Source organism: Ruegeria sp. D3, from assembly GCF_056534465.1.
On sequence record NZ_JBQFPK010000009.1, the window covers coordinates 99,012 to 118,975 of the forward strand.

The window sequence follows — 19,964 nt, forward strand, 5'->3', positions numbered from 1 at the left end:
GCTTTTGGTGACCGATTCCGCGCCCGATAACCTTCCGCCCATCAGTTGGACGCAGAAGTATCGGTTGCGGCTGAAACGGAGGCGACTGCTGTGGCGATCCTTTCGCAGTCGCCACGACCTGACGGCCCTGGCAAACCGGACCGCAGGGATCGGACAAGACACCATTTTGGCGTTTACCACTCTGCGCAACGAAATCACCCGTCTGCCCTGGTTCCTGCGCCATTATCGCGCGCTGGGTGTTGACCACTTTCTGATCGTGGACAATGGCAGCGATGACGGCTCGGTCGAGCTGCTGCGCGACCAACCGGATGTTTCACTGTGGCAAACCCAGGCCAGCTATCGTGCGTCACGCTTCGGCTTGGATTGGCTGACATGGTTGCAGATGCGCTATGGTCACGGGCACTGGACCTTGATGGTGGATGCCGATGAACTGCTTGTCTATCCTGACTACGACACCCGGACCTTGCACGACCTGACCGCATGGCTGGACGCAAGGGGACAACGCGCTTTTGGTGCTTTGATGCTGGACCTGTACCCCAAAGGTCCGCTGGGTGCCGAACCTTATAACTCTGAAACCGACCCAACCGACCTGCTGAGCTGGTTCGATCCGGCGCCTTACAGATCACGAAGGCAATCGCCTTTAGGTAATCTCTGGGTGCAGGGCGGTGTGCGGGAGCGCATGTTCTTTTCAGATAGGCCGGACCGATCTCCAACCCTGAACAAGATTCCACTAATACGTTGGTCGCGGCGGTATGCCTTTGTAAACTCTTGCCATTCCGCATTACCCCGAGACCTGAATGCCACCTACACCGGGCCGAATAACCAAACCCCATCCGGGGTATTGCTGCATACGAAATTCCTGCCGGAGATCGTCGAAAAATCGCAATCCGAAAAAACCCGCCGACAGCATTTCCACGATCCAGATCAATTTGGTGACTACTATGACGGGATAGCCGATCGACCGACTCTCTGGACCTCTCAATCCGCACGCTACACGGGTTGGAAGGCGCTGCGGCAAGCCAAACTGATGGGTCCAATTGAGTGGGAAACCGCCACTGGGGCTAACGACTTGTAAATGCATTGCTTTGAAACATGAAAAAATGGCATAACTCGACAATCACCTGGCACCACTCTGGCACATCCAGGCCCCGGGGATGCTCGCGTAAATCAAAAGGTTGGGCGGTCACGTGAGCCTGTTGGATTCTTACCGAATGAGACTGCGGCGCAAGCGCCGTATTTTGCGCTGCGTTCGAAAACGACGCGAGCTTTCGACCGTCTCGAACAACACTGGCAAGATCAAACGCCGCGACAGCCTGCTGATGAGCGTGGTGCGGAATGAAAAAATCCGCCTTCCTTATTTTCTGGAATATTATCGTAAGCTGGGTGTTAACCATTTTCTTTTCGTGGACAATGACAGTGACGATGGTACGGCCGAGTTCCTGGCCGCGCAGCCGGATGTTTCGGTCTGGCATACAAACGCCAGCTATCGGCGCGCGACCTTCGGGATAGATTGGTCGAACTACCTTCTGCGCAAATATGCCCATGGGCACTGGGTTCTGACCGTGGACCCGGATGAGTTTTTTATCTACCCGTTTTGCGACACGCGGCCGCTGCGGGCACTGACAGATTGGCTGGACGGATGCGCCGTTCGCAGCTTTGGCACGATGCTGCTGGATATGTACCCGCGTGGCCCGGTCGATGCACAGGTTTACACCGAAGGGCAGGATCCGTTTGAAATCGCTCGTTGGTTCGATTCCGGCAATTACATGATCACCCGGAACCCGGAATACGGAAATCTGTGGATACAAGGTGGGCCGCGGGCACGGGTATTCTTTCGCGACACCCCGTCAAAGGCACCAGCGCTTAACAAAATCCCGCTGGTTAAATGGGATCGTCGCTATGCTTATGTCAGCTCGACTCATTCGTTGCTGCCACGAGGGTTGAACCAGGTCTATGACGAATGGGGCGGCGAAAAGACCAGCGGCGCGCTGCTGCACGCCAAACTGATCAATACGCTGGGCGAAAAAGCCCGCGAAGAAATGGGCCGTCGCCAGCATTATCGCAAATCCGGGGAATATCAGGCTTATGCGCAAGGCCTGGACGAGCAGCCCGTCTTTTGGTGCACGTGGTCCGAGAAGTACATCAATTGGCGACAGCTTGAGATTCTGGGCCTTATGTCCAAAGGAAACTGGGCATGAGCAATCTGGGCGTCGTCATGCTGGTACACACGGCTCTGCACCGGGCCGAGCAGGTTGCGCGGCATTGGACGGCGTCGGGATGCCCCGTCGTGATCCACGTGGATCAGAACGTGTCAGATCAGGTCTTTTCGGATTTTGTGGCCTCTTGCGATGACAATCCACTTATCCGGTTCTCCAGACGTCACAAATGCCCGTGGGGCAGTTGGGGCCTTGTTGAGGCGTCGCAGGCAGGGGCCGAACTGATGCTGGACGCGTTCCCAGACGTTCACCATGTTTACCTGTCCTCGGGCGCTTGCCTACCTTTGCGACCAGTACCTGAACTGATCGAGTACCTGGCGCAACGCCCCAGAGTGGATTTCATCGAAAGCGCAACCACGGCAGACGTAAGCTGGACAATTGGTGGCCTGGATCAGGAACGCTTTACGCTGCGATTTCCGTTTTCATGGCGCAGGCATCGCAAACTGTTTGATGCCTATGTTAAATTGCAACGTGCACTGGGAATGCGTCGCAGCATACCCGAGGGGCTGGTTCCGCATATGGGTAGCCAATGGTGGTGTCTGACACGCCAGACCCTGTCCGCAATTCTGCAAGACCCCAAACGCAAGGTGTATGATCGCTATTTCCGGCGGGTGTGGATTCCGGACGAAAGCTATTTCCAAACACTTGCCCGGTTGTATTCCACACATATCGAAAGCCGGTCACTGACCTTGTCCAAGTTCGATTTCCAAGGTCGTCCGCATATATTCTACGACGACCATTTACAGCTTTTACGGCGGTCCGATTGTTTTGTTGCCCGCAAGATTTGGTGCAATGCCGACCGCTTGTATCAGACCTTTCTGACCAAGCAGAGCAGCGCGGTCACTCCGGCTGAGCCGAACCCCGGCAAGATCGACCGAGTGTTTTCCAAAGCGGTCGAGCGTCGCACGCGCGGGCGGGATGGCTTGTACATGCAAAGCCGCTTTCCCCGGCATGGCAGCGAGAACGGTCTGACGTGTTTTCCCTACTCAGTGTTTCAGGGCTTTACGGAACTGTTCGACGATTTTGAAAGCTGGCTTACGGATACGACTGGTGCACGCGTCCATGGTCATCTCTTTGCCCCGGAACGTGCCCAGTTTTCGGGGGGTGAGACGATCTCGAATGGCGCACTCAGCGACTGCGCGACTTTGCGGGATTATAACCCAACCGCCTTCCTGTCTAATCTGATCTGGAACACGCGCGGCGAGCGGCAGTGTTTTCAATACGGGCCTCGCGACACGCAGTCGCTTAATTGGTTTCTGGCGCGCGACAAAAATGCTCAGATTTCGGTCGTGACCGGGGCGTGGGCCATATCTCTGTTTCGGTCAAATATGAATTTTTCGGATATCCGGGCCGAGGCCGCGCGCCTTCAGCAGATCGAAACCAAGCAGCTCGAAGTTTTGAACTCGGTCTGGACCAAAGCGCGGGTACGAACGTGGTCACTGGCTGAATTCGTCGAATCCCCCATGGAACCCCTGCAAACTGTGGCAGACGAAATTGGAATGCAGACCCAAGCCCACCTGACAACCGCGCCGACGATGGTCGACCTGAGCGGCTTTGGACAGTTTCTGCAGAACCTAAAAAACCAAGGAATGCACCCTTACCTGATGGGCGATTTTCCTGCCGATGATGTGTTCGGCAAACGGACAAGACCCTATCACAAACCCTATCTGGTGCAGTGACCACTTATGCAGCCCCGTTTCGACTATTTTGTCATCCTTGCCGCCATGCGCACTGGCTCCAACCTGCTCGAGGCGAACCTGAACGCACTGGATGGTGTCACAAGCCATGGCGAGGCGTTCAATCCCCATTTCATCGGACGCGTTAAATCGGACACGATTTTGGACATTTCGTTGGACGAACGGGACGCCGACCCGTCACGCCTGCTGGAAGCAATCAGGATTGCACCCGGCGAAATGAATGGGTTTCGTTTTTTCCAAGGGCATGATTCCCGTGTGTTAGAGCCTGTTTTGAGCGATCCCCGTTGCGCCAAGATCATCCTGACGCGCAATCCGTTGGACAGTTTCATTTCCCTGCAGATAGCGCGGGAAACCAAGCAATGGCAGTTAAAGAACGTAAAACGCCGGCGCGAAGCTCAGGTTGAATTCGACCCTCACAGCTTTAGGGACTACTTGGACCAGCAGCAGGATTTTCAGCTGTTTTTGCTGCACCATTTGCAGGCAAGCGGCCAAACAGCCTTCTACATCTCGTATGATGACCTGCATCGTCTTGAAACACTGAAAGGTCTGGCCAAGTGGTTAGGTGTGGAAAGTCGCTTGTCCCGGATCGACGACACGCTCAAGCCGCAAAACCCCGAGCCGCCTCTGGCCAAAGTCACCAACCCTTACGAGACCGAGCAATCCCTGCACGGGCTGGACTATTTCAATCTGCATCGCACACCCAATTTTGAACCTCGACGAGGTCCGGCGGTCGCCAATTACGTTGCAGCACCGAACACGCCAGTGATGTATTTGCCAGTTCGCGGAGGTGTCGAGGATCGGGTTAAGGCGTGGTTGGCCAAACTCGACGGGGTGTCGCCCGAGAATCTGTTGACGAACCAGAACCGCAAGCAAACCCGGCACTGGCTTCAGTCCAACAAAGGGCATCGTAAGTTCACCGTTGTGCGCCATCCTTTGGCCCGCGCACATTCGGTGTTTTGCAGGTACATCCTCAGTACCGAACCTGGCGCCTATCTGAAGATACGCAACATACTGCGCAACCGGTTCAAAATCCCGATCCCGGGACAGGTGCGCGCTGAAACCTATTCACTGGATCAACACCATGAAGCGTTCAGCGCGTTTCTGGTGTTTCTGCGCCAAAACCTCGCCGGGCAGACCCCTGTTCGAGTGGATGGCGTCTGGTGCAGTCAGGCACAAGTCCTTGAGGGGATGGCGTCGTTCGCTCTGCCCGATCTGATCTTACGCGAAGATGAAATGACCAAAGCGCTTCCTGATCTGGTGCGAGAGATGGGTCATGATGCCCCACCCATGCCGGATACAGCCCCCGATGACGCGCCATTCACATTGGCCGAGATTTACGACGAAACACTCGAAACGCTGGCAGAGGACGCCTACCAGCGCGACTATATGCAATTCGGGTTCGGAGGATGGAAACCGGCTACGGGCGCAACGTGATAGTCGTGCCGCGGTTCACCATCGCATAGATCTCTTCGATCTCATCGTTAGTGACCGCGATGCAACCCGCCGTCCAGTCTTCTGTTTTCTTTGCCCGTTTACGCTCGGCCCGCTTGTTGGGTTGGCCGTGGATAAAGATGTCTCCGCCCGGATCAACACCGGCCGCCTTGGCCTTAGCCACATCCTGCGAGTTGGGATAGGAAATACCCAACGACAGGTGATAACGGCTGTTGGGATTGCGGCGATCAATCAGATACGTGCCTTCCGGCGTGCGTCCGTCACCGCGCTGGGTCTTGGTGCCCCGCGGAGCAAAGCCAAGGTCGACCTTGTATTCCTTCAGGACATGTTCGTTATGAAGAAGATAAAGTCTACGTGCACCCTTGTTGATCACTAATGAGGTGACCTCGGGCCCGTCATAGGTCAGAAACCTTGGGCTGGCCGACGCGCAGGCCGAAAGGCCCAGCGTTGCTACAGCACCCATTCCAAATGCTCGACGATCCATGTTTCACTGCCTGCTGCTCTGTTTTTTTCAAGGATTATGCCAGAATCGGCAAAAACTGAAATCACTTTTTGATGTCCGAGTGCTCAATTAAACGGCGCTCGATGCTTTCCAGCCGCTCCAGAACCTCATCGCGGTAGGCGTCGGTTTTAACCTCATCCTCAGCATGGTGGGCATCCTGCATCGAATTCACGATCAGACCGACCAGCAGGTTCACCACGGCGAATGTCGTGACCATGATGAAGGGCACAAAGAACAACCAGGCATAGGGGTACACCTCCATCACCGGGCGGACGATACCCATCGACCAGCTTTCCAGCGTCATGATCTGGAACAACGTGTAGGCCGACAGACCCAGATCACCGAACCACTCGGGAAAGCTGTAGGAAAACAGTTTGGTCGAGATCACGGCCCCGATATAGAACAGGATCGCCATCAGTAGGAACACACTGGCCATGCCCGGCAACGCCGAGATGAAGCCTTCCACCACTCGGCGCAGGCGCGGCGCAACGGATATTACCCGCAACACCCGCAGAATTCGCAGTGCCCGCAGCACCGAAAGGGCACCCGCACTCGGGACAAGAGCGATGCCCACGATGATGAAATCGAAGATATTCCAGCCGCTTGTAAAAAACCTGCGGCCCGTTGCGACCAGCTTCATCGCGATCTCAGCCACAAAGATCGCAAGACACAGTTTATCCAGAGTTACGATCAGGGGGCCCGCGGCCTCCATCAGCGTGGGTGAGGTCTCCATCCCTAAAAGCACCGCATTGAACAGGATGACCCCGGTGATGAATTTCCCAAACCATGGGGCTTCGATGATGGTCAGCAGGCGCTGAGTGATCCCCATTGGGATGGTCTCCTGTGCGGTTAGGGGTTCAGGGTGAACCGAGCGGCAAGTTCGGTGTGGGACGACCATCGAAATTGGTCAACCACCTGTACCCATTCAAGGGTGTATCCCGCGTTAACCAGCGTCTTTGCGTCGCGGGCAAAAGTCACCGGGTTGCACGAAACATAGGCAATCACCGGACGTTTGGCCTGCGCCAGCTCAGCCGTTTGCGCTTCGGCCCCGGCGCGGGGCGGGTCGATGACCACGGCGTCATAGGATTTCAGCTCATCGGGCATCAAAGGGCGGCGGAACAGGTCGCGCGCCTCGGTCGTGACTTTCTTGAGGCCCTGCGCCCGCCGCCAGCCCTGATCCAGCGCCTCGGTCATCGCGGCCTCGCCTTCAACGGCATGCACTTCGGCGGTTTCGGCCAGCGGCAGAGAGAAGGTTCCGCTGCCCGCAAATAAATCAACGATCCGCTTTGCCCCCTGCGTGGCCTGCGAAACAGCCTGTAACAGAGCCTGTTCTCCGTCTTTCGTGGCCTGCAGGAACGCGCCCGGGGGCGGTACGACAGCCGCCTTGCCGAAGTGTTGAACCGGAGGCTGGCGCATGGCGATGACTTCACCGTCCCAGCTGAGGCGGGCGAGGCCGTGTTTCTCGGTCGCTTGCGCCAGGGCCAGCTCCAGCGGGCCGTCCAATGGCTTGCCGCCTTTGACGGCCACTTCCAGCCCTCCCTCGGACAGGGTCAGAGTGACAGCCAGCACACCCTTGCGGCTGCCGCCCAACAGGGCCAGCGCCTCAGCCACGGGGATCGCAGCGATCAGGTCCGGATCCAGCAGGTGACAATCAGGTATCTCGGTGATGGTATCAGACGCGCGCCCATGGAATCCCGCAAGTGTGCCCTTTTTCGTCCGTCGCACGGCGATGGTGGCGCGACGACGTGACCGCTCGGGCGAGGTGTGAATGGGCCGCAACGGGGCATCGAGCCCCTGCGCGGCCAGCGCGTTGCGCACCACATCCACTTTCCACCCAGCGACAAAATCGTCTGACGCGTGCTGCAGCTGACACCCGCCGCACGCCTTGTAGTGGCGGCACGGCGCCTTAACACGCTGGTCCGAGGGGGTTTCGACCCGGATATCTTGCAAAAACTGACCGTCCACCGTGCCGCTAACCACCTCACCCGGAAGGGTACGCGGGGCATAGACAGGGCCATCGGCGATGCCATCGCCCTGATGACCAAGGCGGATTATGGTGAATTGCTGCGTCATGGGGGCCTGATACCGGGGCTTTGCGCGCAACAAAAGCCCTTTGGACCCTTATTCTGCCGCCTCTGCCTGAATGAACCCACCGGACTGGCGATGCCAGAACCGGGCATACAGACCGCCTTGCTCTAACAGGGCCTCATGGGTGCCGGTTTCCACGATCCGGCCCTGATCCAGAACCACGATCCGATCCATCTCACTGAGCGTGGACAGGCGGTGCGCGATTGCCAGCACGGTCTTGCCTTGCATCACCCGGTGCAACGCGGTTTGAATCGACGCCTCGACCTCGGAATCCAATGCCGACGTCGCCTCATCCAGCACCAGAATCGGCGCGTCCTTCAGAATGGCGCGTGCCAGAGCGATCCTTTGTCGTTGCCCCCCCGACAATTTCACCCCCCGCTCACCCAGATGCGCGTCATATCCTGCGCGGCCATGGGCGTCCTGTAGCGACAGGATGAACTCATGCGCTTCGGCTTTTTGAGCGGCTGCGATCATATCCTCCTCGGACGCGTCCGGGCGGCCGTACAGAATATTCTCGCGCGCGGATCGGTTAAACATCGCAGTTTCCTGCGTGACCATGCCGATTTGACTGCGCAGGCTGTCCTGAGTGACCTGACTGATATCCTGCCCATCAATCGAAATCGCGCCTTTTTCCCCATCATAGAGCCTGAGTAGAAGCGAAACCAAGGTTGATTTACCCGCGCCGGATGCGCCGACAATGCCCAGTTTCTCGCCCGCGTGAACGGTCATATCCACATCCGACACACCGCCCACATCTCGGCCATAAGCAAAGCTGACATGGTCAAAGGCGATCCGGCCCTCGGGCACGCGCAGGGCGGTCGCGTCCCGCGCATCCTCGACCCGGTCGCGCTTGGCCAGAGTGTTCATGCCGTTCTCGACCTCACCCACATTGGCATAAAGGCCCATCAGAGTGAAACTGACCCAGCCGGTCATTTGCGATATGCGTATCGATACCGCGCCCGCCGCCACAATATCCCCTGCTGTCGCGATCCCATTGCGCCACAGCATCAGCGTGGCGCCCAACAGCAGAACCGGAAGAACCCCGGCCAGAACCATCAGGATCAGCCGGAAACTGGCCGACAGCTTGCCGAAGGCCAGCATCTTTTCCCGCAGATCGACCATCGCGTTTCGTGCGGCCTGATCCTCGAAAGCGGAATGGGCAAAGAGCTTCACGGTTTTGATATTGGTTATCGTGTCGACCACCTGCCCCGACACCATCGCCCGCGCCCCGGCCCGTGCCGCCGACCGCACGCGGATGCGCGGCAGATACCAGCGGATCAGCAGGAAATAGACCACCAGCCAAGCGGCAAAAGGAAGGATCACCAGTGGATGAATAGACCCTAACAAAAGCAAAGAGCCCACAAGCGAGGCAAGCGCAAACACAATCGCACTAATCGTTTCCGACACGACAGAGGCCAACGCGTTCGAGGTCTGCATCTGTTTCTGCGCGATCCGGCCTGCGAAATCGTCGTCGAAATAGGTCACAGACTGACCCAGAGTCCAGCGGTTCAGCTTGGCCAGAACCAGCGGCGGAATGTTGGGCATGACGATGTAGTTGTTCGAAAAGGCCGACAGCCCGAAAAACACCGGACGCAGCAGCATGAAAAACGCCGCCACCCCTAAGATCGTCCACAGCGCGGGGCCGCTCAGAATGCCCTCGGGCCCGGTTTCCGCAGTCAGGTCGATCACAAGACCCAGCATCCACGCCGTGCCCGCTTCCATCGCGCCGGCGGTGGCTGAGAAGGCCGCGGCTACAAAGATCATCGGCCAAGCGCCCGACAGGCACCAGCGAATGAACGCCCCCAGCGTTTGCGGCGGGGGCGTTTCGGTGTTTTTGAACGGGTTGATCAGGTCGGCAAGCTTCATTCCGCAGCCTCGGGGTTCAGAAAGCCACCAGATTGCCGCGCCCAGAACTGCGCGTAAAGCCCGCCATTGGCCAGCAGTTCAGCATGACCACCCTGTTCGACGATCCTGCCGCCATCCATGACCAGAATGCGGTCCATCTGAGCAATGGTGCTGAGCCGGTGGGCGATGGCGATCACGGTTTTTCCCTGCATCATGCCGTAAAGCGTTTCCTGGATTGAAGCTTCGACCTCGGAATCTAGGGCAGAGGTCGCCTCATCCAACAGCAAAATCGGCGCGTTTTTCAGAATGACCCGTGCCAGCGTCACCCGCTGCCGTTGCCCACCCGACAGTTTTACACCGCGTTCACCCACATGCGCGTCATAGCCGGTGCGCCCCTGAGGGTCTTGCAGATCCAGGATGAACTCATGCGCTTCGGCCTGTTTGGCGGCGGCGATCATCTGCTCTTCGGTCGCGTCGGGACGGCCATAAAGGATATTGTCCCGGACCGAGCGATGCAGTAACGCGCTGTCCTGTTGCACCATGCCGATATGGCTGCGCAAACTGTCCTGCGTGATTTGCGCGATGTTCTGACTGTCAATTAGGATCGCCCCTTGTTCGACGTCATAAAACCGCAAAAGCAGCTTAACTAGGGTCGATTTTCCAGCGCCGGACCGCCCGATGAGGCCGATCTTTTCGCCCGGCTGGATCGTCAGGTTGATGTGGTCCAGTCCCCCGGTTTTGCGCCCGTAGTGATGCGACAGATCCCGGATGTCGATCTGACCGTTGCTTAGCTGCAAGGGTTGAGCACCCGGCGCATCCAGCAGATCGATGGGTTGAGCAATAGTCTCCATCCCCTCGGCCACGACGCCAAGCTGGCGAAAGAAACTGGTCAGCGCCCACATGATCCAGCCAGTCATCGCATTCAACCGCAGGGTTAAAGCGGTCGCCGCCGCTACCACCCCAACCGAGGCACTGCCCTGCATCCACAGCGCAATCGCCCAACCGACAACGCCCACGATCAGCAGCCCGTTCAACGTGACCAAAACCGCATCCATGATGGTGAAAATCCGCATCTCGATCTGGAAGGTGCGGCGGGTTTCCTCGATGGCTTCGCGGGCATAGTCGAGTTCCTGCGCGTCATGGGCAAACATCTTGACCGAATGGATGTTGGTATAGCTGTCCACAACTCGCCCTGTAACAGCCGAGCGCGCATCAGAGGCCGCCTGCGACGCAGGGCCAACACGCGCCACCGTCCAGCGTACGAGTATCGCGTAGAGCGCAAACCAGATCAGCAACGGCAAAAGCAAACGCGGATCAGCTGCCATCAACAGGATCGCAGCACCCACCAGATAGGCCAGCGAGAACGAGATTGCGTCAAATACCTGAAACACCGCCTCACCCGCAGCCGGGGGCGTTTGCATTATGCGGTTGGCGATCCGGCCCGCGAAATCATTCTCGAACCAGCCCACAGATTGACGCAGCACATGCTTATGCGCGCGCCAACGAAAAATAGTGCCTATATTGGGCAAAATCGCGTTGTTTAGCAAAAGTACGTCCACCACGTGCAGCAGCGGGCGCAGCAGCAACACGAAGGCGGCCATCAGGATCAACTCGGTGCCGTGGGCCTGCCAAACTTCGGCCGGGGACCCGGACAGCAGGTCAACAACGCGGCCCATATAGTAGATCAGCCCGACTTCGACACCGGCCACGATGATCGAGATCAGCGCAGCCCAAAAGAACAGCCGATAAAACGGTCGCGTGTATTCCAACATGAACGGCCACAGCCGCGTGGGTGGTGTGTTGGTTTCCTGATAGGCGACAAAAGGGTCAACAAGGTTTTCGAAATAGCGAAACATGGAGGATGCTCCAGATTGAGCAGATAACAGGTCATGCGAAGACAGATGGCGCCAGAACACCACCCCTACGGGTCAAAGTGTTCCGGCTTTAGCCGAACCAGATCCCGTAATACATTCGCATCCCTCCATTCATGTGACAGCCGCACGTAATCACAAACCTTTCGACTTGTCATCCCTTTTTGAGACCTCGCCTACCCGCCCAGCAGATCACTTCGGGTCAGGGCAAAGCCGGATGCGATCCAGCGGGCCTCAAGCTCGGCCAGCTTCTTGCCCAGCGCGGGACCGGTGAAATCGGGGATCAGATCGGTAGCCTGAACGGGGAAATCGGCGGCCGCCCCGGCGCGCAGGTCTTGGCGCATCGCCTCGGACCAAGGCTGTTCCAGCAAGGCGCAACGCAGCAGGGTTTCGTGCATCCCGCCCTCTTCGCCATAGCGAAAGCCCAGCTCGGCAATGCTGGTGGTGGCCATTGCCTCATCGCGCATCCGGGTCAGGCGTTGCAGCTGCGCCTTGCTTAGACGCAGGGTTTTGGCGATCTCGGGTGTTGCTATGGAAGCCAGGCGGCGGATCGGGTCAGGCGCGGCCCCGGCCTGTTCTTCCAACGCGACCAACGGGGCAAGCGCGCGATCCTCGGCCCCCGGCAGCACCTGCACCAACACCCCCGCCTGCCGCATCGCCGCGACCGAAGGCGCAGGGTCAGGCGCGCCAAGCAACTTCAACATCTCGGCCCCGACTCGTTCGCGGGACAAGCCGGACAACCCGTCCAGATTGGCAGCAATCGCGGCCAGTGCATCCGCGTCGAAACCCGCTTCCATATCGCCGTACCATGCATGAAACCGGAAAAAGCGCAGCGAGCGCAGGTAGTCCTCGCGAATGCGGTTTTCAGCGGTGCCGATGAAGCGCACCCGCCGCGCATGCAGGTCCGGCAAGCCGTTAAGCGGGTCCAAAACGGTGCCATCGGGCCGGGCGTATAGCGCGTTCATGGTGAAGTCACGCCGTGCCGCGTCTTCTTCGATTGTGTCGGCAAAGGCTACAACGGCGCGGCGACCGTCTGTCTCTACATCACGGCGAAAGGTGGTGATCTCATGCGGGACGCCGTGGCTGACCACGGTAACAGTGCCATGTTCGATCCCGGTGGGAATGGCCTTGAGGCCCGCGGCCTGTGTAAGCTCCATCACCCGTTCGGGGCGCGCATCCGTTGCGATGTCGATATCCGAAACCGGTGCCTTCAACAGCGCATTGCGCACGCAACCACCTACAAAAAGCGCCTGCGCCCCGGCATCCGTCAGGGCTGCGCACAATTTTTGGGTTGCTGGGTCCGCGACCCAACCGTCCGAGATTTGTGTCATTCGTTCATCCGCGCGGCCAATCCCCGCAACATCCGGGCCGTCGCGCCCCAGATATAATAAGGACCGAACGGCACTGCATAATAATACCGTTTGTGGCCACCCCAGCGGCGCGATTCAACAACATAATTCGCCGGATCAAGCACATGTGTCAGAGGAACCGAGAATACCTCGTCAACCTCGCCCGGCTCGGGGGTGATCGGGAACGGGTCCCGCAGGATTGCCACAACCGGCGTCACAGTGAACGCGGTGACGGTTTCGTGCGGCGGCAGATGGCCCAAAACCTGCGGCACATAGCTGGGCAGGCCGATTTCCTCCTGCGCCTCACGCAGGGCGGCGGCGGTCACATCCGCGTCGCCTTCGTCTTGTTTGCCGCCGGGAAAGGCGATCTGGCCCGGATGATGTTTCAGCGCCGAGGACCGTTTCGTCAGGATCAGGCGCGGCTCATAGCTTGCGATCGAGATCGGAACCAGCACACCGGCCGGACGCAGTTTGCGCCCCTCGGGCAGCACCGTGTCGGGGTTCAGGTCGAAATCGCTGGACCCCGGGCCGGGGCGGCGCAGCGCCGCCCGCAGCTGTTCGGTGGGATCAGGCCTCATCCGCATCAAAACCGACAGAGGCCGGATCCAGCACGTAATGCGCACCGCAGAACTGGCAATCTGCGGTCACGTCACCTTCGGGCGTGGTCATCTTTTCAATGTCTCGCGCCGAGTAGATCGACAGGCTTTGACGCACGCGATCCTCGGAACAGGTGCAGCCGAATTGCACTGGCTGCGCGTCATAGACACGCGGCTGTTCCTCGTGAAACAGGCGGATCAGCAGGTCGGTGGGCGCGATCGAGGGGCCGATCAGCTCGAGATCCTCGACCGTATCCAGCAGGATGTTCACGCGGCCCCAGTTTTCACCTTCGTCGCCGTCGACCAGATCATTGGCCGTCAGAATCTCACCGCTGCCTTCACCCGATGCGGCAAAGGGCGAGGCTTTGGGCATGTGCTGCAACATGATCCCACCCGCGCGCCAGTGTTCACCGACGCCCGGCTCAGTCGATTTGCCAAAGCTGAGCGAGAACCGCGTCGGCAACTGTTCGGATTGCGCGAAGTACGCCTCGGCACAAGCACTAAGCGAACCGCCCGCCAGCGGGGTGATGCCCTGATACGGCTGCGTGCCCTCACCCTGGTCGATGAGGATGGCAAAATACCCCTCACCCACCTGATCAAAGGGGGCGGCATCGGTCAGCTTATCTCGGTCGAAACTGGCATAGGCACGGATGCGGGCCGGTTCGCCCTCTTGCGTGGGGGCATAGTAATCAGTGGCTATCATGCGCACCGCGCCCTTGGACTGCACCTGAAGCGACAGTTTCCAGCGCAGAGCAACGGTCTGGCCGATCAGCGCGGTCAGCAGGGCCATCTCGGCCACCAGAGCCTCGACCTTTTCGGGGTAATCATGCTGTTTCAGGATGCCGTCCAGCACTCCGTCCAGCCGCGCGACGCGGCCGCGCATATCCGACAGATCAAGTTGAAAGGGCAGGACGGTGTCGTCCCACGCGATTTTGGTTCCAAGAGACATGGGGTTTCCTTACACGCCACAGATTGGCATACCGCCAGCATATAGGTCGAAGTTTTCGGGTTGTAAGGGGCCATACATGATCAGACGGTTCGGTGAAACCCCGCAATCGGGGCAGAAATACATCAGACGTGTCGGAGTTTATGCTTTGTTACCGCGCGGCGGCAGCCTGTTGCTGACCTGCCAGTTGCAGCCCGGCCCCGATCTGCAACTGCCCGGAGGCGGTATTGATCCGGGCGAATCACCGATCACCGCCCTGCATCGCGAAGTGTACGAGGAAACCGGCTGGCTGATCGCCGCGCCGCGTCGCATGGGCGCGTTTCGGCGCTTTACCTTCATGCCCGAATACGACCTGTGGGCCGAGAAAATCTGCCTGATCTACCGCGCTCGACCCGTGCGCCGCATCGGCCCCCCGACCGAGCCGTTTCACGAGGCGTTATGGATGGACTGCTTGGACGCTGCGCAGATGTTGGGCAATGCGGGCGACCGTCACTTCGCCAAGCTACATTTACAGGGCCTTTAGGTTCCGCTGTATTCAAAGAAAACTGCCGACACATCGTCGTCCATTCCGGTGTTGGGCACCATCTTCTGTGTCAGTCGCCAGAACATATCATCCAGAAACTCTGTCCCACATCGCTCGGGCACGCAGTTCAGCGCCAGGTCCCGCAACCCCTCTTCCTCAAGCAAACCGCCATCAGCAATACTACATTCGGTAAAGCCATCAGAATACAGAAGCAGTTTGTCGCCCGGCTGCATATAGGTCTCAGTGCGCTGGAATTTGACATCCGGCAGCAGGCCGATTGGCAAGCCGCCTTCGCCCAGAAACTCGGTGGTTCCGTCGGCCCGCAGCATTAGCGGATGGGGATGACCGGCCTGAACCATCTTAAGATGCCCGTTGCGCAAATCGACAATCGCGTAAACCATCGTGAAATATTCTTCGACACCCGCATCCGCCATTAGTCGAGAATTCAACATCTCGGCCACCTGTTCCGGCGGCAGCAGCGCATAGAATTTGTCAAATCGCTTTTCCATCGCAACGTTCTGATCAAAGTGGTTGCTGGACAGATACCCCCCCAACCGCGCCGTCATCATGGCCGAGGTTATACCGTGGCCCGAGACATCAATGCTGTAAAATCCCAGCCGGTTCACGCCGGGCGAAAACATACCGACCAGGTCGCCGCCGATATGCCCGCAAGGTTTCAACAACAAACTGACCCGCGACTTGCCGAATTCTCTGGTTAGTTCCGGCACCAGAGATTCCTGAATCTTGCGCGCCTGCATCAGATCCTTGTCGATGGCGTCATGCGCCACGCGCAACTCTTCCAGCGCGGTTTCGATCATACGGTTTTTCTCGGACAATTCACGCTGCATATCCAGAATTCGGGCGCCCGCCGAAATGCGCGCGCGCAGTTCATCCGCCTCAAGCGGTTTGATCAGGAAGTCGTCGGCCCCCGCATCCAGACCCCGCGCCACTTCCTGCTTTTCGCTTTTTGATGTCAGCAGAATGAAATAGCTGTACTGGTCGCAGTCCAACGCGCGGAAGGCCCGACAAAATTCCAACCCACTCATCCCCGGCATGACCCAGTCGCTGAGCACCAGATCAGGCGGTGTGTTTGCGCAGATCTCGATGGCCACTTCACCATTGTCGGCCTCGAAGACTTCGAACCCCCATTTCTTCAGAGACGCCACAAGAATGCGTCGTTGCAGGCGGCTGTCATCAACGACAAGCACCTTTTGGATCGCTCCAAAATCCAGCTCTGACCTGATGTCTTTGCGACTGACCTCTGCCACGTGAGTCCTCTGCGATGGGTCGACTACCTAATTCTGCTCAACCTATAGCGCAGCGGTTTAACAACCGGTGAAAGGCAATACTGAACCCGCTTAACCCAACGTTTACCTCGGGCGGGCTAAGCAAGCAGACAACAGTTATTGCGGAGCTTGCGGCATGATCGACTGGGCCAGAGTCAAACAGCTTAGGGATGAGGTCGGCGCAAGCGAGTTTGACGAAGTGGTGAATATTTTTCTTGATGAAGTACAAGAGGTAATTGGCCGCCTTCGCACCGACACCCATCGGGTAAGTTTTGACCAAAACCTGCATTTTCTGAAAGGCAGCGCACTCAGCCTGGGATTCCAATCATTGGCAAAGCTGTGCCAAGACGGTGAAAGGCATTCCGCACAGGGGAACAGCAAGTCTGTAGACCTCGATAGTATCGTTCAGGTGTTTGAGGCATCAGCTGCGGAATTCAAGTCCGATCTGGGGAAGATCTCGTAGCCTTACAGATTGATCGGAAAGCCCTCGGGAAAACGGAACTTCCGCAAAGTTACCTCAAGCGCCCGGTCGTGGGTGAAATATCCGTCGGCCATTGTCTTTAGCGTTCGGGTGGCCTCTTTTCGGCTCAGTTCGACACATTCTTCCATCGGCAATTCCTGTGTGCGTGCAAGCTCTTTTACCAGACGACGGAAACGGCGTGAGCGCCGACGCCAGCCCACGATACCAACCGATTGCCCTGGTGTGCTGGCGATCTTGACGCCGTCCGCCATGGATTGGTCCACAAGCGGCGATCTTTCCTCTTGGCGTCGATGCAACTCTTGCAGGTTTCCATAGTGAAAGTGCAGGTTGAGCAGACCCGGCAGAAGACGGAACGTGTCATTTGTCACACCATGCCCGCCCGTTCCAAAAACGGCCCGGCGCTGGACGATACACGGTTTCGAATAGGGAACCTCGAAAAGGCTGAACTTTTCGCCTTTGAACAACAAATCTTCATCATCGTCCTGCAAAGTGACCAAATTGAATCCGACAGCGCCAGCGGTGTTTTCATCAAATGCGAATTCATAGTCTAGCAAACCCGATCCATCGGCGGTCAGCAGCACTTCATCACAATCCGAAACAATCACTCGGCTGTAGAACTGAGTCAGCATGGCTGAAAAATCCGACAGCATTCGCCAGCGGGCATATTCAAACGTTTGGTGCAAACCATCGCGCAAAATCGCAATCACATTGCAGCCCTCGCCGATCCGATCGATTTCAGGATCAGCTCCGTGCGACAGAATATAGACGTTCTCGGGCCCAAGCTGGGCCGAGTAGTAGGCGACCCATTTCTCAAGATACCAATAGTCGCGCCATACCATGGTCACTGCTGCAAGCGGCTTCATCTGTGCACTTTCCAGTCTTGTTCGCTCGCTCGTGCCTAGGCGAATTTCCAAGTGCAAACAAGTCGGTCGACAAATGCGCCGTCAGATCACGAACTGTGCAAGCGTTTCGTCTTCGGTGATGTCGGTATAGGTGAATCCGGCTTCGTCCAAATGCGCAAACAAGCGGGCGAAATTCTCGGGCTTGCGGGTTTCGATCCCGATCAGGACCGAACCGAAATTGCGCGCCGATTTTTTCATGTATTCAAACCGGGCGATGTCATCCTCGGGGCCAAGGATACTCAGAAATTCCTTCAACGCGCCGGGGCGCTGCGGCAAGCGCAGGATGAAATACTTTTTCACACCCGAATAGCGCTGCGCCCGTTCCTTAACCTCGGGCAGGCGTTCGAAATCGAAATTCCCACCGGATGTCACACAGACCACAGTCTTGCCGCGGATAAAACTTTGGATATCGCCCAGCGCCTCGATCGCCAGCGCACCGGCGGGTTCCAGCACGATGCCCTCGACATTCAACATCTCGATCATGGTGGTGCAGATGCGGTCCTCGGACAGGACATGCACGTCGGACAGGTGACGATCCTTGAGCAGCGCAAAGGGTTTCGCGCCGATCTTGCCCACCGCCGCCCCATCGACGAAATTGTCCACATGATCCAGCGCCACCGGATGCCCCGCCGCCATCGCCGCATGCAGGCAGGCCCCGCCTTTAGGTTCAACAAACAGGCAATGAGTGCGATCCCCGAACCACGTCGCCACGCCCGAGGACATACCACCCCCGCCAACCGGCAGGATCATATGATCAGGCAGATGGCCCAACTGCTCCTCGATCTCAACGGCCAGTGAAGCCTGACCTTCGATCACATCCTCATCGTCGAACGGCGACAAGAAATGGCCACCCTGATCGGCGCACCAGGCCTGCGCTGCGGCCAGAGTGTCGTCGAAATAGTCGCCGGTCAGGTGGATTTCGATATTGTCGCCGCCGAAAATGCGGGTTTTCTGGATTTTTTGCTGCGGCGTCGTCACTGGCATGAAGATCACGCCGCGCACGTTCAAGTGTTTACACATGAACGCCACGCCCTGTGCGTGATTGCCCGCGCTGGCGCAGACGAACAGATCTTGTCCCTGCTGTTTGCGCATGGCGTTGAACGCTCCGCGAATTTTATACGAGCGCACCGGGCTGAGGTCTTCGCGTTTCAGCCAGATATCCGCGCCATATCGGTCAGACAGATGGGCATTGCGCTGTAGCGGCGTTGCCGGGAAAACAGAGCGCATCGCCTGTTCGGCGGCGCGGGCGCGGGTCATGAAATCACTCATGACCCGTTCAGTGGCCGATCCTGACTAAAAGAGCAAGGAATACATATGTGTACGGGCGTCAATCGAGTTCGCGTTTTTCGATGAAGACGCCATACATGGTTGTAAGAATACTGACGTTGATCAGCGGCAATACCAGCATTGAGAATAGCAGCGTTAGCAGAATCCCCAAGATCGGAATAATGGCCAGCAGCGTAAAGACCATCTGTACCAAAAATTGGAACAGGGCGTTCACGACCAAAAGCACAATAATCGCTCCGCCTGCACTTGAGGTACTACCCCATGCGTTCGAAAGGCTTAACGGCTCACCAAGCGCTGCGGCTGGCAGGATAACGGACAGGCGGTAGAAAGCGACTATCAGAAAGATGGCATATACGACCATTACAGCGGCTGAAAACGCGCCACCGCCGGTTGCCAACAGAAGGACACTCATCGGCAGAAACGCGACCCCCATCAGAAGTCCAAGCAATAGAATGCGCCCAAGGTAGGCGAGGATTCTATCGAACCGGAATGCCGGGAATATCCCGCTGGGATATTCGGTCAGCAGGATAAAACGGTGCCAGGACACGGCGATCCAGAACATCGTCAGCACAAAGATGATTGCAACACAGACCACCAAAATCGCAAACGAACCATTGGCTGCGGTCGAAGGAAACGCCCCGGTACTGGCGTCCAACTGGTCCCACGGGATGTCGATTAGAAAAAACAGGGCAATCGTCAGCGCCGTTGCAATCAATGACGGACCCAGCGTGATCTGAAGCGCTTGCTTAAAATTTCCAAAAACCATCCGCACCGAGTGCACAAAAATCTTCCAACCCAACATCCGAAAACTGCCCTTTCAACCATTTTGTGTTTTATATGCGAATGTTTCACCCGAAATCAGGCAGCCCGTCAACGCAGATAACTTGCCCCCGCTTTCAAAACCCGCTAGGGGCCAGTCGTTC

18 protein-coding genes are annotated in these 19,964 nt (G+C 57.8%); 6 read left to right on the top strand and 12 right to left on the bottom strand.

Translation table 11 applies throughout. The features are described from left to right. Positions 1 to 7 precede the first annotated feature (7 nt). From ACR0DX_RS14340 to ACR0DX_RS14355, 4 genes are all read left to right on the top strand, one after another. Positions 8 to 1,075, top strand: a complete 1,068-nt coding sequence (locus tag ACR0DX_RS14340) for a glycosyltransferase family 2 protein (protein WP_480846507.1) — start codon at positions 8 to 10, stop codon at positions 1,073 to 1,075. 136 nt (positions 1,076 to 1,211) lie between these two features. Continuing rightward, a complete protein-coding gene (locus ACR0DX_RS14345) occupies positions 1,212 to 2,198 on the top strand; it encodes a glycosyltransferase family 2 protein (RefSeq protein ID WP_170355742.1) in 987 nt (328 codons plus the stop codon). Beyond that, positions 2,195 to 3,895 carry a DUF5927 domain-containing protein gene (locus ACR0DX_RS14350; protein WP_170355646.1) on the top strand — a complete coding sequence of 567 codons (1,701 nt, stop codon included), beginning with the start codon at positions 2,195 to 2,197 and terminating at the stop codon, positions 3,893 to 3,895. The genes ACR0DX_RS14345 and ACR0DX_RS14350 overlap by 4 nt, the downstream gene beginning before the upstream one ends. 6 nt (positions 3,896 to 3,901) lie before the next feature. Further along, positions 3,902 to 5,347 (top strand): nodulation protein NodH, encoded by a 1,446-nt coding sequence (locus tag ACR0DX_RS14355; protein ID WP_480846510.1) that lies wholly within the window; start codon positions 3,902 to 3,904, stop codon positions 5,345 to 5,347. Here the strand turns inward: ACR0DX_RS14355 and ACR0DX_RS14360 are convergent. From ACR0DX_RS14360 to hslO, 8 genes are all read right to left on the bottom strand, one after another. Beyond that, a complete protein-coding gene (locus tag ACR0DX_RS14360; protein ID WP_170355644.1) occupies positions 5,331 to 5,849 on the bottom strand; it encodes a L,D-transpeptidase family protein in 519 nt (172 codons plus the stop codon). The two genes, ACR0DX_RS14355 and ACR0DX_RS14360, sit on opposite strands and share 17 nt — an antisense overlap. Before the next feature lie 61 nt (positions 5,850 to 5,910). Beyond that, positions 5,911 to 6,696 (bottom strand): ion transporter, encoded by a 786-nt coding sequence (locus tag ACR0DX_RS14365; RefSeq protein WP_170355643.1) that lies wholly within the window; start codon positions 6,694 to 6,696, stop codon positions 5,911 to 5,913. A 20-nt stretch (positions 6,697 to 6,716) separates the two neighbouring features. After that, positions 6,717 to 7,940, bottom strand: coding sequence for a class I SAM-dependent RNA methyltransferase (locus ACR0DX_RS14370; RefSeq protein WP_170355642.1), 1,224 nt, complete (start codon positions 7,938 to 7,940; stop codon positions 6,717 to 6,719). 48 nt (positions 7,941 to 7,988) lie between these two features. Then, complete coding sequence (locus ACR0DX_RS14375) at positions 7,989 to 9,821, bottom strand: ABC transporter ATP-binding protein (protein WP_170355641.1); 1,833 nt, start codon at positions 9,819 to 9,821, stop codon at positions 7,989 to 7,991. Continuing rightward, the gene (locus ACR0DX_RS14380; protein ID WP_170355640.1) at positions 9,818 to 11,656 is read right to left on the bottom strand and encodes an ABC transporter ATP-binding protein; all 1,839 of its coding nucleotides are present in this window, start codon (positions 11,654 to 11,656) and stop codon (positions 9,818 to 9,820) included. The genes ACR0DX_RS14375 and ACR0DX_RS14380 overlap by 4 nt, the downstream gene beginning before the upstream one ends. 191 nt (positions 11,657 to 11,847) lie before the next feature. Further along, positions 11,848 to 13,002, bottom strand: a complete 1,155-nt coding sequence (locus ACR0DX_RS14385; RefSeq protein ID WP_170355639.1) for a CCA tRNA nucleotidyltransferase — start codon at positions 13,000 to 13,002, stop codon at positions 11,848 to 11,850. Next, positions 12,999 to 13,598: a CoA pyrophosphatase gene (locus tag ACR0DX_RS14390; RefSeq protein WP_170355638.1), complete on the bottom strand. Its 600-nt coding sequence runs from the start codon at positions 13,596 to 13,598 to the stop codon at positions 12,999 to 13,001. The genes ACR0DX_RS14385 and ACR0DX_RS14390 overlap by 4 nt, the downstream gene beginning before the upstream one ends. Next, a complete protein-coding gene (hslO, locus tag ACR0DX_RS14395) occupies positions 13,588 to 14,565 on the bottom strand; it encodes an Hsp33 family molecular chaperone HslO (RefSeq protein WP_170355637.1) in 978 nt (325 codons plus the stop codon). Before hslO ends, ACR0DX_RS14390 begins: the two co-directional genes overlap by 11 nt. Positions 14,566 to 14,641: 76 nt before the next feature. Between hslO and ACR0DX_RS14400 the strand changes: the two genes are divergently transcribed. Further along, the gene (locus ACR0DX_RS14400) at positions 14,642 to 15,085 is read left to right on the top strand and encodes an NUDIX hydrolase (RefSeq protein WP_170355636.1); all 444 of its coding nucleotides are present in this window, start codon (positions 14,642 to 14,644) and stop codon (positions 15,083 to 15,085) included. Here ACR0DX_RS14400 and ACR0DX_RS14405 read toward each other — a convergent pair. Continuing rightward, positions 15,082 to 16,353 (bottom strand): SpoIIE family protein phosphatase, encoded by a 1,272-nt coding sequence (locus tag ACR0DX_RS14405; protein ID WP_170355635.1) that lies wholly within the window; start codon positions 16,351 to 16,353, stop codon positions 15,082 to 15,084. The genes ACR0DX_RS14400 and ACR0DX_RS14405 overlap by 4 nt on opposite strands. 154 nt (positions 16,354 to 16,507) lie before the next feature. Here ACR0DX_RS14405 and ACR0DX_RS14410 point away from each other — a divergent pair, with 154 nt between their 5' ends. Further along, positions 16,508 to 16,834 (top strand): Hpt domain-containing protein, encoded by a 327-nt coding sequence (locus tag ACR0DX_RS14410; protein WP_170355634.1) that lies wholly within the window; start codon positions 16,508 to 16,510, stop codon positions 16,832 to 16,834. Positions 16,835 to 16,836: 2 nt separating this feature from the next. On the opposite strand, the gene ACR0DX_RS14415 is transcribed toward ACR0DX_RS14410, so the two are convergent. The 3 genes from ACR0DX_RS14415 to ACR0DX_RS14425 form a co-directional block, all read right to left on the bottom strand. Continuing rightward, positions 16,837 to 17,715, bottom strand: coding sequence for a hypothetical protein (locus ACR0DX_RS14415; RefSeq protein ID WP_170355633.1), 879 nt, complete (start codon positions 17,713 to 17,715; stop codon positions 16,837 to 16,839). 81 nt (positions 17,716 to 17,796) lie between these two features. After that, positions 17,797 to 19,023 carry a threonine ammonia-lyase IlvA gene (gene ilvA, locus ACR0DX_RS14420; RefSeq protein WP_170355632.1) on the bottom strand — a complete coding sequence of 409 codons (1,227 nt, stop codon included), beginning with the start codon at positions 19,021 to 19,023 and terminating at the stop codon, positions 17,797 to 17,799. A gap of 58 nt (positions 19,024 to 19,081) precedes the next feature. Continuing rightward, the gene (locus ACR0DX_RS14425) at positions 19,082 to 19,807 is read right to left on the bottom strand and encodes a hypothetical protein (protein WP_480846516.1); all 726 of its coding nucleotides are present in this window, start codon (positions 19,805 to 19,807) and stop codon (positions 19,082 to 19,084) included. Positions 19,808 to 19,964: the final 157 nt, after the last annotated feature.

Coding starts and splice junctions, on each gene's coding strand:
- ACR0DX_RS14345 (WP_170355742.1), top strand. CDS start 1,212: ATGAGACTGCGGCGCAAGCGCCGTATTTTGCGCTGCGTTCGAAAACGA.
- ACR0DX_RS14350 (WP_170355646.1), top strand. CDS start 2,195: ATGAGCAATCTGGGCGTCGTCATGCTGGTACACACGGCTCTGCACCGG.
- ACR0DX_RS14355 (WP_480846510.1), top strand. CDS start 3,902: ATGCAGCCCCGTTTCGACTATTTTGTCATCCTTGCCGCCATGCGCACT.
- ACR0DX_RS14360 (WP_170355644.1), bottom strand. CDS start 5,849: ATGGATCGTCGAGCATTTGGAATGGGTGCTGTAGCAACGCTGGGCCTT.
- ACR0DX_RS14365 (WP_170355643.1), bottom strand. CDS start 6,696: ATGGGGATCACTCAGCGCCTGCTGACCATCATCGAAGCCCCATGGTTT.
- ACR0DX_RS14370 (WP_170355642.1), bottom strand. CDS start 7,940: ATGACGCAGCAATTCACCATAATCCGCCTTGGTCATCAGGGCGATGGC.
- ACR0DX_RS14375 (WP_170355641.1), bottom strand. CDS start 9,821: ATGAAGCTTGCCGACCTGATCAACCCGTTCAAAAACACCGAAACGCCC.
- ACR0DX_RS14380 (WP_170355640.1), bottom strand. CDS start 11,656: ATGTTTCGCTATTTCGAAAACCTTGTTGACCCTTTTGTCGCCTATCAG.
- ACR0DX_RS14385 (WP_170355639.1), bottom strand. CDS start 13,002: ATGACACAAATCTCGGACGGTTGGGTCGCGGACCCAGCAACCCAAAAA.
- ACR0DX_RS14390 (WP_170355638.1), bottom strand. CDS start 13,598: ATGAGGCCTGATCCCACCGAACAGCTGCGGGCGGCGCTGCGCCGCCCC.
- hslO (WP_170355637.1), bottom strand. CDS start 14,565: ATGTCTCTTGGAACCAAAATCGCGTGGGACGACACCGTCCTGCCCTTT.
- ACR0DX_RS14400 (WP_170355636.1), top strand. CDS start 14,642: ATGATCAGACGGTTCGGTGAAACCCCGCAATCGGGGCAGAAATACATC.
- ACR0DX_RS14410 (WP_170355634.1), top strand. CDS start 16,508: ATGATCGACTGGGCCAGAGTCAAACAGCTTAGGGATGAGGTCGGCGCA.
- ACR0DX_RS14415 (WP_170355633.1), bottom strand. CDS start 17,715: ATGAAGCCGCTTGCAGCAGTGACCATGGTATGGCGCGACTATTGGTAT.
- ilvA (WP_170355632.1), bottom strand. CDS start 19,023: ATGAGTGATTTCATGACCCGCGCCCGCGCCGCCGAACAGGCGATGCGC.
- ACR0DX_RS14425 (WP_480846516.1), bottom strand. CDS start 19,807: ATGGTTTTTGGAAATTTTAAGCAAGCGCTTCAGATCACGCTGGGTCCG.